Here is a 13,405-nt window from a genome sequence, read left to right on the forward strand (position 1 = left end):
GCTCACCATCATAGGCACTGACAGCTCCGCGATAGCCCGAAACGGAGTCAGGTCAGCGCCAGAGTGACATGCGGGTGAGCTGTCACTCGGGGCTTGATCTGGCTCTTCACGATTTAGAGTGCGTTGATCTTTCCCTGCAGCTGTCCGGAGTGGATCAGGCACCGCAATATGTAGTGGTTGATGTTCCTGAACCCGAGTGCGATCCCGCGCAGGTGCTCCAGCCGACCATTGATCGCTTCGACCGGGCCGTTGGACGCGCCGATGTCGAAATAGGCGAGCACGTCTTCGCGTCGGCGCCACAGGGTCCGCCCCAGTTGGGCGAGTTCCTCCAGCCCTGCGGGTAGCCCCTTGCGGATGCTGTTGATCACCCTGCTCATCAGCTTCTTGCCCTCCGACTTCTTCGGATGCCCGTAGGCTGCGATCAGATCCTGGTAGAACAACCACGTCACTTCCAGGGCGACGTAGTCATCGTCGGTGGCCCACAACATGTCGAGTCGTTGTTTCTGCCGGTCGGTGAGATAGTTCGTCCTGGTCAACAGGGTCCTCCGGTACTTGTACAACGGATCATCCTTGCGCCCACGCCGCCCGGTCGTCTCACGTTGGAGGCGTTGCCGGCACCCGGTGAGCTTGTCGGCAGCCAGATGCACCACATGGAACGGGTCCATCACCTTGCGGGCATCCGGGAGCACCTGGTCCACGGCTGAGGCATAGCCGGTGAACCCGTCCATCGTCACCACCTGCACGTTTTCCCGGAAATCAGGGTCGCGTTCCTGCAGCCACGTGCGCAGCACCTGCGCGCTACGACCGGGACGGATGTCCAGCAGGCGGGCATGCCCACGGCCATCCACCAGCGGGGTGAGGTCGACAAGGATGGTCACCAGATTCGACGGCTCAGTCGGTCGTCGGGTGTGCTTCCAGACGTGCTCATCGACGCCGAGGATGCGCACGCCGTCCAGATGTCCGGGGTCGTCGTAGACGAGGCTCCGGCAGGCATCGAGTGCGACCTGGTTGACCAGTTCCCAGCCCACGCCGAGTGCTTTGGCGGTGGCGGACACGCTCATCCGGTCGATCGCCAGGCGCTGGAGAATCTAGCGGGTGACCCGGTGGGTGATCTTGGCCCCGTCATCAGCGCAGTTGAGTGAAGCCTGGAAAATCTTCCTGGCACAGGACAGATTGCTGCAGGTGAAACGGGGGACGCGGACGTGCAGGCGGGTGGGGAACCCGACGACCGGCAGGTCGACGAGCCGGCGGGGAGTGTGGTCGCGCAGCTTCCCGGACTGTCCGCAGTCCGGGCAGAGGTTGTTCACGGTCACGGGGGTGGCGTCGATGATGGTGATGTTTCCGGCGTCGGCGGCACCGGTGATCGTCAGGCCGATTTCCGCGGTGCGGCAGATGGTGTCGGCGACGAGGTTGCCACTAGGCTGCACAGTAGGGTCCTGGTTCGGTCAGATGATGGTGTGGTAACTCTCATCTTGTACCGGCCAGGGCCCCTCTATGTTGTGCCACCCCGAACCCCACCTCGTGGTCAGCTACGCACTCCGAAACGCGAAGAGCCCTTGATCTCGCTGCCGGACATGATCTAAGCTTCGTCGCCCCACGCGATCAAGAGACCGTTCAAGAGGCTCGCGTCCTTCGTGTCCTTCTTCTTGACCTCATGAAATGGCAGGAAGCTCAATTCCTTACCCAGTGTCCGGGTTTGCGCGTGTCTGCCCCGGCGCCAAGCCACGGAGGTGCAGCCGGCACGAGGTGTCGCGAGCGTCGACGTTGCGTTAGTTATCGCTTTTGCCACAAAGTGCTTCCCTCCGGTTCTGGGCAGTGAATCAGGATCAGGAAACCACCGACAAATATCGACGGCCTGAGGTAAGCGGATCGTTCATTTAAGTGATGCGAGTTCGGAGTCAGTGGCAAAACAGCTTCGCGCACCTACCAGTGGATCTCAGCTTGGCCGACGCCTTCGCTACCCTAGGACTACAAACGTCTCTTGGTCCGCGCCGTCGCCTGTGCGCTCCACGGATCCTCTGGCCAGGGGTGCTTCGGGTAGCGCCCCCGCATCTCCGCCCGCACCTGTGAGTAGGGCCCCGACCAGAAGCTCGCAAGATCGTCGGTAACCGCCAATGGTCGTCCGGCGGGGGAGAGGAGATGGAACTGCACCCTCTCACCGCAGAACTCAGGCGAGGCGGCGAGTCCGAAGCATTCCTGTAGTTTCACCCGGACGATCGCATGCCCCGTCGAATAGTCGATGCGGTGCTTGTGCCCGCTGGGCACGTGCAGTGATCCCGGCGCGAGCTCATCCATATGCGCGGCGTCGGGCCACGGGAGTAGGCGTTGGAGTGCCTGGGCCATGTTGATTCCGCTTATGGAAGCCCCGTGGGCGATCGTGTCCAGTTCGGGCCCGAGCCAGGTGTACACATCGGCGGCGTCGACATCCGGCCACGGGTCCCCGAGGTGGGCGTGGAGGAACCGGAGGCGATCCAGCAGCGAGCGCGCGGCCTCTGAGAAGGTGAACAGGGAGAGTCCGTCGCGGGCGATCGCTTCCGCCACTGCCGTCGCCGCATCCTCGACAGTGGGGGTGGTCGGGGTGGAGCTCAGTTCGATGGCCCAGGCGTGGCGGATGGTTCGGGCACGGATGCGGCCGTTGGCAAGCTCTGCGTGGGTGGTGTCGCGGACACCGAGGAGCCCAAGAGCCTGCTCCTCGCTTATGGAAGCGGCGGCGCGGATGAGGGCGCGGTCGCCGGAGCGGGAGATGTTGCCGATGGCGAGCCAGGGGGAGCCTTGAAGCTCGGTGTCCTTCAGGAGTGCACGTGTGCCGCTGGCCAGCAGGTATTCACCGCGGGTGACCCGTTTTGCGATGAGTGCAGGGAAGGCCGCGCCGGTTACCTCACCCGCCGACGGCCGGCCGGCAACACGTGGTGCGAGTCGGCGTAGGCGGGCGACCTCGCGGTCGAAGCGCGCGCTTCCGCGCAGCCGGGTGGCCTGGGTACTGATGTTGCCGGAGGGGGCGTCGGCAAGCACGGCGAGCGTCTCGGCGGCACCTGCGCCGAACCGCAGCAGCGACGCCCCGAGCTGCGGCGCCAACGGCAGCAGCGCCAGGCGACGTCCCAGGTCGGTGATGCCATGCTTATCGACGGCCCCCAGCGCCTGCAGCGTGGACGTCGCCGCCTGCATCGCCGGCACGGGAGGAGGTGTTGGCAGCTCCGGTGTGCCCCAGCCCGCCATCCAGAGCGCCGTCTGGGTAAGATCCGCCGACTGGATCTCCGGTGTGGTGAACGGCTGGAAATGCGCGTAATCCTCCTGTGAGTAGCAACGGATCACCGTTCCCGGCCCCTCACGCCCGGCGCGGCCCGCCCGCTGATCGGCCGAGGACTGCGCGCAACTCACCGTGACCAGGCCCGTCATGCCGCGTGCGGCATCGCGACGCGGCACCCGGGAAAGCCCTGAATCCACCACCACGCGCACACCGGGGACCGTCAGTGAACTCTCCGCCAGTGGCGTGCTCACCACAATCCGCGGATCCGTGCTCGGGGTCAGGGCCCTGTCCTGCTCTGCGGCGGTGAGCCGGCCGTGCAGCGGCAGCACACTCCTCTCGCCCCGGGAGCGCAGCGTTGCGATGACCTGCTCGATCTCCCACACGCCGGGCACGAACACGAGCACCGAACCATCATGGCCAGCCGCCTGCCGTGCCACATGCTCCAGGAATCTTCTCTCCACACCCCGCTGCCCCATCCGCGGGCCGGGGGGCGGGGCGTAGATGGTGTCCACGGGGAAGATCGGGGACTGCGCTTCCAGAACCTGTGCTTCCATAAGCGCGGCGAAATGCTGCGCATCCACGGTGGCGGACATGGCGATCACGGAGAAATCATCACGCAATTGGCTCAGCTCCGTGGTCATGCCCAGCACGAGATCGGTGTCGAGCTGGCGCTCGTGTACCTCATCGATGATCACCGCCGACACACCGCGCAACTCCGGATCGCTCAGCAGCTTCCGCACCAGCACCCCAGGGGTGAGGAACTCCACCCGCGAGCCGGGGTGATGCTCACCGCGCACTGAGAATCCGACGGTTGTTCCGATCGGGGTCCCAGCCAACTGAGCTAATCGACGCGCCGCCGCCCGCACCGCCACCCTCCGCGGCGCGGTGACCAGGATCTTCCCCTCCGTGAGCGTGTTGGCGACGCTCGGCGGGACCACCGTTGTCTTACCCGTTCCGGGAGGGGCGACGATGACGAGATTCGCCGGCGAGGTGCTGAGCGTCGTCTCCAGGCGCGGGATCAGGGTTGCCGCGGGTAGGTCGCCGGCGATGGTTGCGAGGTCGAAGGGGGTGGTGTTCATCGGAGATGCTAGGACCCCAGCCCTCCGAACACCGCGTAGGAGATCAGAAGATCCAGGCGACGGATGTCCACGCCCCTGCCAAGCTTGATCTTGATGTGTCCGGCTCGGGTCCAGAGTTCCAGCTCTGAGGTGAAGTCGAGCGTTCCCGCATTCTCAGAGGACCACATGTTGATGGAAGAGTAGGGCAGAGAGTACATCTCCACCTTTTTGCCGCGGATGCCCTGCGAATCGCGAACGATGAGGCGACGGTCGGTGAAGATCGCGGAGTCGCGGAAGGTCTTGTACGCGGTGACGGGGGTTTCTCCGGGAACCAGGACCTCCTGGATGTCGGCTGGAACTGGGATCTCCTGGTTGAAGATCCATTCGGTGATGCTGCCTAACTCGCTGGACATAGTGTTGGAATCCCTATCGTCTGTTGATTGTTTGAGCTTCATCGTATCCAGTGGTGTGCCGAGGTTGTCCGGGGGTGTTGGAAAAGAGCGTTGTGGCTCGTCTTCCCGTCATGACATTGACGTCTAGCGTTACAAACGCTCCCCATCACGTGACGGTACCGTGACCAGGCCTTTAGGAAAGAAGGGTACCGGACGGATCCGGTATGAACAGCGCATAAGGCGCACTGACCCTACTTCACAGCTCTCAAAAGCAGTCAATCCTTGGGAAAACTGAAAAGATCCACGCCGCCAACACCATCGAAGACCTGCGTATCCCACCTGGAAGTCGATTGGAGCAACTCGGGGGTGATCGTCGTGGACAACACGGAGTCCGGGTGGATCCGCGGTGGAGGGTCCGTCCTCTATGGAGGATTGGAGGGATGGGAGGTATCGAACTTGTCGATTGCCACTGATCCCGACATGTTTGAGCCGATCCCTCCCGGAGGAATGCTGGTGGAGGGCTGCATCTTCATCAATGGCTTCGGGATAAGGCGGCACAGGGTGGCCGTGGATACTGGAGCTCCACCGCGTCGGATCAATGAGATCGCTCACGGCTAGCGTGGAATCTCCGCTGACACGGCCATCCGTTTCGCGCGGTGTGACGGGAGGTAGGAAGAATTCTGAATGCATCTGCAGTCAACGAGGAGCTGCGGGTCGAGTGGCGAGTGCTGCGCAAAAGGACAGGTGCTAGCCACGAAGAGCGGGCTTCGACGGTGGGGTTCACCATGGCAGTGCCCCCCACGCGTCCACCGGCACCCCTTCGGGGAGCTCCGTGCGCTCCTGGTGGGCGTCGTCACGCATGCGGATCACCCGCGCCGGATTGCCCACGGCGATGGCATCGGCGGGAATGTCCCTGGTTACCACCGCGCCGGCGCCGATGACCGCGCGGTCGCCGATGGTGACGCCGCCGACAACGATAACACCGCCGCCGAACCACACGTCCTCGCCGATGGTGATCGGCGCGCCGTTCTCCCAGCCGCCACGGCGCATCTCCACGTCGTTGACGGGATGGCCCGCTGTGAGCAGCTGGCAGTTTGGCCCGAGCATGGAGCGTGCACCGATGGTGACCGGACAGATGTCCAGGATCGTCAGCCCGAAGTTGATGAACACCCCCTCGCCGATGGTGGTGTTGAGCCCGTATTCGATGATCGCGGGTGCCTTGATAACGCAGTGTCCACTGTCCGGGTTGATCCATTCGCGCAGGATCACCCCCGACCGCTCGGGATCCGTCGGCCCGATCTGGTTGTACTCGTGGCCGAGCTCAGCGGCACGGCCGGCGATCCGCCGCAGTTCCGCGGACCCCGGAATGTACCACTGCCCGCTGCTCATGTGGGAAAACGTTGAGTAGGGTCTAGGGTCGAAGGAAGACATGCCTGCCATTGTGCACGAGAGGGAGGACGCGCACGTGCCCACGCTTTTCGACGCCCCCGGCGCCGACCTCCCGCGCCCGCCGCGGGAGGTCACCGACGGTGTTGTCCACCTCCCGGGCTTTCTGGACCTGCCCACCCAGCGATCGCTGGTAGCTGAGGCCCGTCGGATCGCACGCAGCGCCGCGGGCACGCCCTTTGCGATGGTCCGACCCCGCCTGCGCAGCGGACAGATGAGCGTGTACATGCTTTCGCTCGGCCGCTACTGGAAATCCCATCCCTACCGCTATGTGGAGGAGCTCGAGGGAATGCGGGTGCCGCCGATTCCGGAATCCTTCCATAAGCGAACGCGGGAGGCCCTTGAGGCGGCGGGACGTTTGAGCGGATCGCTGGCCGCCTGGTCGGGGAGCTTCCGTGCGGAGGCCGCGTTGGTGAACTACTACCCGCCCGGCTCGACGATGGGGATGCACCAGGACGCCAATGAGCTTTCCGAGGCCCCGGTGATCTCCCTGTCCATCGGTGACACGGCGTTGTTCCGCCTTGGTGGAACCGAGAACCGCAACCGGCCCTGGAATGAGATTCCGCTGCTCAGCGGTGATCTGATTGTTTTCGGGGGAGCACACAGACGCGCCTTCCACGGTGTGCCCAAGGTGGAGGAGGGCACCGCCCCGGACGGTTGCGGTCTGGCTGAGGGTCGGATCAACATCACCATTCGCCAGGTGGATCTCTAAGCCGGGGGTGGGCAGGGGGATGAGATGTCACGTGCCCGGTTTATCGTGCAGCCATGACGACGATAACAACTCATACATCCAATGACCCTGTCCGCTGCGCCGATGGCCGCACCCGGCCCCGCTGGGCCTCCAGGGGGGAACTGAGCTGGATCTACTTCGATGAGGAGTGGGGGAGAGCCCCGGATTCAGACTCGGGCCTGCTGGAGATCCTCAGCATGATCGTGTTCCAGCTCGGAATCACATGGCAGGCGGTGCTGGCTAAGCGCAATACCCTGCGCAGTGCCTTCGCCGGGTTCGATCCCGCCGCCGTGGCCCGGTTCGGCCCGGAGGAGGTCGAATTCCTCCTCGCGGATCCCGGCGTCTTCCGCAACCGGCGCAAGATCGAGGCGGTGATCAACAATGCCAAGGCGATGCTCCGCCTCCCGGAACCTGTGCCGGTGCTGTTGGAAAGATACGCCGGTCACCATGTCCACCGCCCCGGGGACCCCGTGCCGCTCCGCACCGATGGCTCCTCGGAGGCGGCTGCTGCATTAAAGGAGGCCGGCTTCAGCCATATAGGTCCCACCGGGGCGTTCATCCTGATGCAGGCGACAGGAGTGGTGAACGGGAGGGCCTATATGATGTGACCTGATGAATGCCGCTACCGTTGTCTCACTGCTGCTCGTCTGGTTCGCCGCGATCGCCTCCCCCGGCCCCGACCTCCTTCAGATCATCCGCCTCGGTTCAAGGAGCAGATCGGACGGGATCTGGACGGCGGTGGGAATCATGATCGGAAACTCCCTGTGGATCATCGCGAGCCTCCTCGGGCTGTCCGCCCTGATCTCCGCGACGCCTTCTGTGCTCCACGTTCTGCAGCTGCTCGGTGGTGGCTACCTCGTGTGGATGGGATTCGGGGCGGTGCGTTCGGCTTGGCGCCAGCGTGGAAACCGGAGAGCAACGGCGTCGATTCCGGTGGTCGAAAGCGCCGGGGAGGGTGCCGGGGACACCGCGGCGGGCCACGGCCATGGTGCTGCGTCAAGCCTGCGATTGGGAATCGCGACGAATCTCTCCAACCCCAAGGCCGTTCTCTTCTTCGGTGCGGTCTTCGCCCAGTTCGTCCGCCCCGACATGGGACTGGGATGGAGCGCGTTCATCGCGGTGTTCCTCATCTTGACCGGCTTCGTCTGGTTCGTGGGGGTGGCTCTGGTGGTGCGTGGTTTCGCTGCGCAGATCACCGGAAACGCCGCACTCATCGATGTGGTGACGGGGGCGATCTTCATCTCCCTGGGAATGTTCATGGTGTGGCAGGCGGTTGCGGGATTCGGGGGTCGGATCCCGTTTTAGCCCGATACCTCAGTCACCGATAGACTCAGGAACCATGCAGCCGGAAGAAGTGCACATCAGGGATGAGTCCATAAAACTTGGCCAGTTCATCAAATTGGCCAACCTCGTTGCAACAGGCGGGGAAGCCAAGGACGCGATCTCCACGGGCGAGGTCACGGTCAACGGCGAGGTGGACACCCGACGTGGGAGAACCCTGCGTGACGGAGACGTGGTGTGCATTGCCGCCAGCTGTGCACGGGTGGTCAGCGGCGGCAGCGATGAAGACTATTTTGATGAAGCCACCGCCAATGATGGCTTCGACCCCGAAAAGTGGAGGAACATGTAATGCCAGCTTTTGAAGCCATGCCCGGAATGCCCTACTGGATTGATTTGAGCACCTCGGATATCGCGAAGTCCTCCCACTTCTATCAGCAGGTCCTCGGGTGGGAGATCAGCGAGGTGAGCGCGGGGTACCGCATGGCACGGGTGCAGGGACTGCCGGTGGCCGGTTTCATTGAACAGCCGGAGGACGCCAGCCTGCCCGATACCTGGATCACCTACTTCCTCTCCTACAATCTCGAGGAGGTCGCGGCGAAGGTGGTCGAGCTCGGTGGTCGCGTCCTCGCCGAGCCCACTCAGGTCCACCTGGGCCGGATGGTGCTGGCGGTGGATACCGCCGGCGCGCTCTTCGGGCTCATCGAACCGGACAGCGAGGAGTCCTTCGTCGCAGCCGGTGAACCGGGCACACCGGTCTGGCATGAGCTGACCACCGTGAGCAGGTACCCCGCGGCCGTGGAGTTCTACGGTGAGCTTTTCAACTGGACCACCTCGGAGATGGCCGCTGCGCAGAATGACTCCTCCTTCCGGTACACCACGGCGCTGGTTGACGGGGCGGCCTTCGCCGGAATCTTTGATGCCGAGGGCCAGTTCCCACCCCAGGTCCCCAGCTTCTGGCAGTCCTATCTGGGTGTCGCCAGCGTCGATGAGGCGGTAGCCAGGACACGCGAGGCCGGCGGGGAGGTCATCCGGGAACCGTGGGACTCCGAGTTCGGTCGTATGGCACTGGTTTCGGATTCCACCGGGGCGACCGTCACCCTGTGCGATGTGGATGAACCGGTTGAGGAGGGAACGGAATCGGAGGATCTGCTCGGCATCGATCTCTCGGCCCTCGAGGAGCAGGCGCTGCAGCACCGGGGTGAATAGTTGCGCGCCGGGGAGCTGGAGCTGGGGGAGCGGGCCACCCTTGTACTCGACTGCGTCGACCTGATTCCGGAGGGCGTCGTGGCCAGCTACGGTGATATCGCCGCGCTGGTGGGCACGGGACCGCGTCAGGTCGGGCGCATCATGTCCACCCACGGGCATCTGACCTTCTGGTGGCGGGTGGTGTGTGCCGATGGAGGCTCGCAGGTTGCAGGGCGTGCGCTGGAGCACTGGGATCGCGAGGAGATCTCCTATCGTGACGCGGACAATCCCCGCGTGGACATGGCATCCCATCGCATCAGCGACGAGCGGTGCTCCGAGATCGCCGCCGCGCTCGCTGACAGGTACGCGGAAAACACCTGCGGAAAACACTTGAGGTAGACACCAGAGCTGAACACCTCAGGTCATCCCACCCGAGGTGGTCGGTCTGTGAGTATCAACGGAGCTTGATGTGGATTGCTCCGCAACGCCCACCCGGACGCGGGTGCCATGGAAGTCTCGGACTAAAGTCTGGCGCATGAGAATTACACGTCCGGTGCCCCTCGTGTGCGCTGTGGTCCTCGCACCCGTGGCACCGGTGGCGGCGACGGCACCCGCGGGGGCGGTGGCGCTGGACCGTGGTGCCACCGATCACGCGGAGATCGCGATCGTCGAGGACGATGGAACCATCGAGGAGACGGAGGGCGCCCGCGAGTCCTTCCCGGCGCTGTCGCTGGCCAAGCTCTTTCTCGGATACTACGTCCTGGAGAACGGTGAGGATGAGGACCGGGCGCTGGTTGAGGATATGATCCGCTATTCCGAGGACGCCACCGCAATGTATATGGAAGCACGCTACCCGGAGGCCATCCCCGCGGTGGTCGAGGCCTTCTCGCTCAACGACACCGATCCGGCGGACTACTGGGGCAACTCCACAACCACGGCGGCGGATGTGGCGAAGTTCGTTGCGGCGATCCGCAGGGACCCCGTCGCGGCGCCCATCATTGACGGAATGGGCAGCGTCGCCGACTACGCCGCCGATGGCTATCCGCAGAACTTCGGAACCTCGACCCTGTCCGGGATCAGTGGTACGAAGTTCGGCTGGTCGGACAACCTCGATGTCCATTCCACGGTCAGCCTCGGTCCGGGCTATGTTGTGGCGGCGATGGTCGAGGGCTCGGCCGAGGAGCTCACCGCTGACGTGCAGGAAGCCGTGAGGGATCCGGAGAAGGCGAATACCGCGGCGGCGGAGGACGCCGAATCCGGTGCCGCTGCCACCTTCGCACATCCGCGGCAGGGCAGGGCGATCAATCCCACGGCCGCGATCCGGAAAAGGTTGCGCTCGACGCTGCTGGCACCGATGGCGGACCTGCTCCCGGATTCCGTGGTGGTTCCGTCCTTCATGGCCAGACTCCTGCCGAAGGACTCCCTGTGCACCTAGATTCAGTGGGATTGGACGCGCACTAGACGGACCTGAGGTACTCCGCCACGTCGACGATCCTCTGGCGCGCGATCTTCGGGGTGGAGATCCGGTGGTGGGAGACATATTCGCCGATGGTGATGTCGGTGGCCCGATCGAGACCGGTCGGGGCGGAGGCAACCTCGTCCTGCAGTGCGATCTGGACGAAGGTGGGCGGCCACTGCTCCGGCGGTGTGAGCGCGGCATCGCCGCGGATCTCCGTGGGCAGCTTGGCCACGCTGCCGAGGTCGGGGAAGGTGAGAACCTGGGCGTCGAAAAGCGGGGTGTTCAGGACCACGAGTGCCGCACCCGAGGAGTACCCCCACCCCGTGACCGAGCTGGCGCCGTGGCTGCGTGCGTACTCCACCGCGGCCGCCACCGCGGAGTTCATCTCGGCGATGGTGTGCTCGGGTGCGAGCGGGTAGTCCAGGTCGAGGATGGTGGTGCCGGAGAGCTCGGCCACCGCGGCGACCTCCGGGCGCCACTGGTATTCCAGGGAGTCCCCGGACCCGCGCCACCAGCCACCACTGTGAAAGGACGCCGCCCAGCGTCCGCTCGGTTCGGAGGGGATGAACCTTTCCGCCGCAAGCTGCGGGATTGATTCAGTGGAGATCCCGCCGAGGTAGGCGACACCGGGCATGGAGTGATCCACCGCGGAACCGAGCATGAGCATCGCGGTGTGGGTGATGCGGTCCGGCAGGTGCGCACTGTAGCGGTCGGCCGGACCCGGGTCACCCTTGCCGCCGGCCCAGGGCGGGGTGAAATCGGGCAGCGGGTAGTGCGCATCGAAATAGGAGGTGAGCTGCTCCAACTGCTGCTCATCGGAGAGCTCCCGGTCGATCCCCCCGACCTGGAACTCCTCGCGGAAACGCTGTTCCCTGGCCTCGGGGGTCTCTGGTGTGGGCCCGCTGCTGTGATCGTGTTCTGTCATGCCCACCACCTTAGTTCCCGCCCAGGGGTATGCACACCCCTCTAGACCCCTGCCATCAGCCGGTATCGGGAGTAATGTGGGCGCCACATCCCTAATTGAGGAGACCCCAGCATGAGTGGCATCGCGAAGATCTACAAGACCACCCTCGACCCCACCAAGGAAGCCGTCGCCCGCGCGTGGGTGGGCGACGTGAAGCTGGTGGGCAGCTATCGGCTCGTTGACACCGTTGATGATGCAACCGGCATCGAGGTGCTGATCGCCTCCGATCCCGATGGCCGACTCGTGCAGATCCCCTTCACCTACCGCTCGCAGGAGATCAACCCGGAGCAGACACTGACCACCATCGAACACGGGGTCCTGGGTACGCGGTGGGTCACCAATGCGCTCGGGGATCCGGTGGCCGTCCGCGAATTCATCCGTACGATCCTCACCGGCGACCACGGCGCCACCCGCGATGACGGTGTCGAGGCCTATCTCGACGTTCACGGCACCGGTAGTGAAAAGGACCTGCAGCTTAACGACGTCCGCCTCAGCGAGATCACCCGTCAACGTGCCGTGGGCACCGTGGACATCAACGGACACCGCCGGCAGTTCATGCTGCGGCTGCCGCACGTTCTGGCGGGTTTCAAGAACACCGGCCGCGGGCACAACGCCACCGCGCTGCGCCTGGTCGCACCCAGCCCGCAGCACAGGGACCGGGAGCTGCTGGTCGCGGAGTTCAACTGGCTGGAGTAGCTTCCGCGGCAGGACCCCGGCGCCGAGGTGTACACCCGGGCCGGTAGGTACGCGATGAGGAGGTCCGTGCCGTCCGGAGGCCGTAACTGAGCGTGGTCGGTGCCACGGTGGCGCACCATCGACTCCGGAGGGGTGGCTCAGTTGACGCCGGGGTGGTGTAGACTCACTTATGGTCAAACTGACCATAACTAAAACCGCACCAAAACAGGCACCGAAGGGGCACCCCCGTGGACTACTTCAGCTTCAGCGCCACGGAACGGCGCACGCTCCCTCCCGCAGTGGCCGTGTCGGCCGTGGCCTTCGCGCTGCGCCCACCCGCGGGTGCCGTCACCGCACCGGGTACGGTCACAGGGGGAGACCAGACGACGCTCTGGATTCCCCTGGTCCGGCGCGTGCGCCCGCCGTTCAAGGGAGTGTGGGCGCTCCCAGGTGGCCCGTTGCGCTTTGACCAGACCCTCACCCAGGCTGCGGAGAACACCCTGTGGGAAACGGTCCGTCACGCTCCCGCCTACCTCGAGCAGCTCTACTCCTTCGGCGGGCTCGACCGCTCCGGTCACGCCCAGCGCCTGGTCACCATCGCCTACTGGGCGCTGTACGCCGAGCCGGAACTCGCAGCGGCACAGCAGGAGGATGTCGACAATGTTGCCTGGTTCTCCGCGGACACCCTGCCCGAATTGGCCTTCGACCACGCCGACATCGTCGATTACGCCCTGTGGCGCCTGCGCACGAAAACCGGCTATGCCGCCGTCGCCCACCGCTTTCTCGGTGAAACCTTCACGCTGACCCAGTTGCGCGGTGTCCATGAGGCGATCCTCGGGGCCCGCGTGGATCCCGCGAACTTCCGCAGGCAGGCGCTTTCCCAGGGAAACCTCATCGATACCGGGAAGGTGGAGTCGGGCGCCAAGCACCGCCCGGCCAGTCTCTACCGGCTGCGCAGCACATCTTGA

Annotated in this window: 14 protein-coding genes and 1 pseudogene; 10 read left to right on the top strand and 5 right to left on the bottom strand. The window is 64.8% G+C overall.

Annotation, left to right across the window (positions count from 1 at the left end; all coding sequences use genetic code 11):
- Window positions 1–113: 113 nt before the first annotated feature.
- From B7E02_RS02445 to B7E02_RS02455, 3 genes and pseudogenes are all read right to left on the bottom strand, one after another.
- Window positions 114–1,427, bottom strand: a pseudogene (locus B7E02_RS02445) (ISL3 family transposase).
- Window positions 1,428–1,968: 541 nt separating this feature from the next.
- Window positions 1,969–4,326, bottom strand: coding sequence for an ATP-dependent helicase HrpB (gene hrpB, locus B7E02_RS02450; RefSeq protein ID WP_080792711.1), 2,358 nt, complete (start codon window positions 4,324–4,326; stop codon window positions 1,969–1,971).
- Between the two features lie 8 nt (window positions 4,327–4,334).
- A complete protein-coding gene (locus B7E02_RS02455; RefSeq protein WP_080792714.1) occupies window positions 4,335–4,718 on the bottom strand; it encodes a PH domain-containing protein in 384 nt (127 codons plus the stop codon).
- A 224-nt stretch (window positions 4,719–4,942) separates the two neighbouring features.
- Between B7E02_RS02455 and B7E02_RS14900 the strand changes: the two genes are divergently transcribed.
- The gene (locus B7E02_RS14900) at window positions 4,943–5,170 is read left to right on the top strand and encodes a type II toxin-antitoxin system RelE/ParE family toxin (protein WP_080792717.1); all 228 of its coding nucleotides are present in this window, start codon (window positions 4,943–4,945) and stop codon (window positions 5,168–5,170) included.
- Between the two features lie 307 nt (window positions 5,171–5,477).
- Here B7E02_RS14900 and B7E02_RS02465 read toward each other — a convergent pair whose 3' ends face one another.
- Entirely contained in the window at window positions 5,478–6,128 is a 651-nt protein-coding gene (locus B7E02_RS02465; RefSeq protein ID WP_080792720.1) for a sugar O-acetyltransferase, read from the bottom strand.
- Window positions 6,129–6,162: 34 nt separating this feature from the next.
- On the opposite strand from B7E02_RS02465, the gene B7E02_RS02470 reads away from it, so the two are divergent.
- From B7E02_RS02470 to B7E02_RS02500, 7 genes are all read left to right on the top strand, one after another.
- On the top strand, window positions 6,163–6,855 hold the full coding sequence (locus B7E02_RS02470; protein ID WP_143336685.1) for an alpha-ketoglutarate-dependent dioxygenase AlkB family protein: 693 nt from the start codon (window positions 6,163–6,165) through the stop codon (window positions 6,853–6,855).
- A gap of 53 nt (window positions 6,856–6,908) precedes the next feature.
- Complete coding sequence (locus B7E02_RS02475; RefSeq protein WP_080792726.1) at window positions 6,909–7,481, top strand: DNA-3-methyladenine glycosylase I; 573 nt, start codon at window positions 6,909–6,911, stop codon at window positions 7,479–7,481.
- Window positions 7,482–7,485: 4 nt separating this feature from the next.
- Window positions 7,486–8,178 carry a LysE family translocator gene (locus B7E02_RS02480; protein ID WP_080792728.1) on the top strand — a complete coding sequence of 231 codons (693 nt, stop codon included), beginning with the start codon at window positions 7,486–7,488 and terminating at the stop codon, window positions 8,176–8,178.
- 34 nt (window positions 8,179–8,212) lie between these two features.
- Window positions 8,213–8,503 (top strand): RNA-binding S4 domain-containing protein, encoded by a 291-nt coding sequence (locus B7E02_RS02485; protein ID WP_080792731.1) that lies wholly within the window; start codon window positions 8,213–8,215, stop codon window positions 8,501–8,503.
- A complete protein-coding gene (locus B7E02_RS02490) occupies window positions 8,503–9,360 on the top strand; it encodes a VOC family protein (RefSeq protein WP_080792734.1) in 858 nt (285 codons plus the stop codon). The genes B7E02_RS02485 and B7E02_RS02490 overlap by 1 nt, the downstream gene beginning before the upstream one ends.
- Complete coding sequence (locus B7E02_RS02495) at window positions 9,361–9,738, top strand: MGMT family protein (protein ID WP_080792736.1); 378 nt, start codon at window positions 9,361–9,363, stop codon at window positions 9,736–9,738.
- A 136-nt stretch (window positions 9,739–9,874) separates the two neighbouring features.
- On the top strand, window positions 9,875–10,774 hold the full coding sequence (locus B7E02_RS02500) for a hypothetical protein (protein WP_245802140.1): 900 nt from the start codon (window positions 9,875–9,877) through the stop codon (window positions 10,772–10,774).
- A gap of 22 nt (window positions 10,775–10,796) precedes the next feature.
- Here B7E02_RS02500 and B7E02_RS02505 read toward each other — a convergent pair whose 3' ends face one another.
- Entirely contained in the window at window positions 10,797–11,723 is a 927-nt protein-coding gene (locus tag B7E02_RS02505) for an alpha/beta hydrolase (RefSeq protein ID WP_080792738.1), read from the bottom strand.
- A 111-nt stretch (window positions 11,724–11,834) separates the two neighbouring features.
- Between B7E02_RS02505 and B7E02_RS02510 the strand changes: the two genes are divergently transcribed.
- The gene (locus tag B7E02_RS02510; RefSeq protein ID WP_080792741.1) at window positions 11,835–12,458 is read left to right on the top strand and encodes a CG0192 family protein; all 624 of its coding nucleotides are present in this window, start codon (window positions 11,835–11,837) and stop codon (window positions 12,456–12,458) included.
- Window positions 12,459–12,685: 227 nt separating this feature from the next.
- On the top strand, window positions 12,686–13,405 hold the full coding sequence (locus B7E02_RS02515) for an NUDIX hydrolase (RefSeq protein WP_080792743.1): 720 nt from the start codon (window positions 12,686–12,688) through the stop codon (window positions 13,403–13,405).

Source organism: Corynebacterium pacaense, from assembly GCF_900169525.1.
Lineage (GTDB): Bacteria > Actinomycetota > Actinomycetes > Mycobacteriales > Mycobacteriaceae > Corynebacterium > Corynebacterium pacaense.

Coding starts and splice junctions, on each gene's coding strand:
- hrpB (WP_080792711.1), bottom strand. CDS start 4,326: ATGAACACCACCCCCTTCGACCTCGCAACCATCGCCGGCGACCTACCC.
- B7E02_RS02455 (WP_080792714.1), bottom strand. CDS start 4,718: ATGTCCAGCGAGTTAGGCAGCATCACCGAATGGATCTTCAACCAGGAG.
- B7E02_RS02465 (WP_080792720.1), bottom strand. CDS start 6,128: ATGTCTTCCTTCGACCCTAGACCCTACTCAACGTTTTCCCACATGAGC.
- B7E02_RS02475 (WP_080792726.1), top strand. CDS start 6,909: ATGACGACGATAACAACTCATACATCCAATGACCCTGTCCGCTGCGCC.
- B7E02_RS02480 (WP_080792728.1), top strand. CDS start 7,486: ATGAATGCCGCTACCGTTGTCTCACTGCTGCTCGTCTGGTTCGCCGCG.
- B7E02_RS02485 (WP_080792731.1), top strand. CDS start 8,213: ATGCAGCCGGAAGAAGTGCACATCAGGGATGAGTCCATAAAACTTGGC.
- B7E02_RS02490 (WP_080792734.1), top strand. CDS start 8,503: ATGCCAGCTTTTGAAGCCATGCCCGGAATGCCCTACTGGATTGATTTG.
- B7E02_RS02500 (WP_245802140.1), top strand. CDS start 9,875: ATGAGAATTACACGTCCGGTGCCCCTCGTGTGCGCTGTGGTCCTCGCA.
- B7E02_RS02505 (WP_080792738.1), bottom strand. CDS start 11,723: ATGACAGAACACGATCACAGCAGCGGGCCCACACCAGAGACCCCCGAG.
- B7E02_RS02510 (WP_080792741.1), top strand. CDS start 11,835: ATGAGTGGCATCGCGAAGATCTACAAGACCACCCTCGACCCCACCAAG.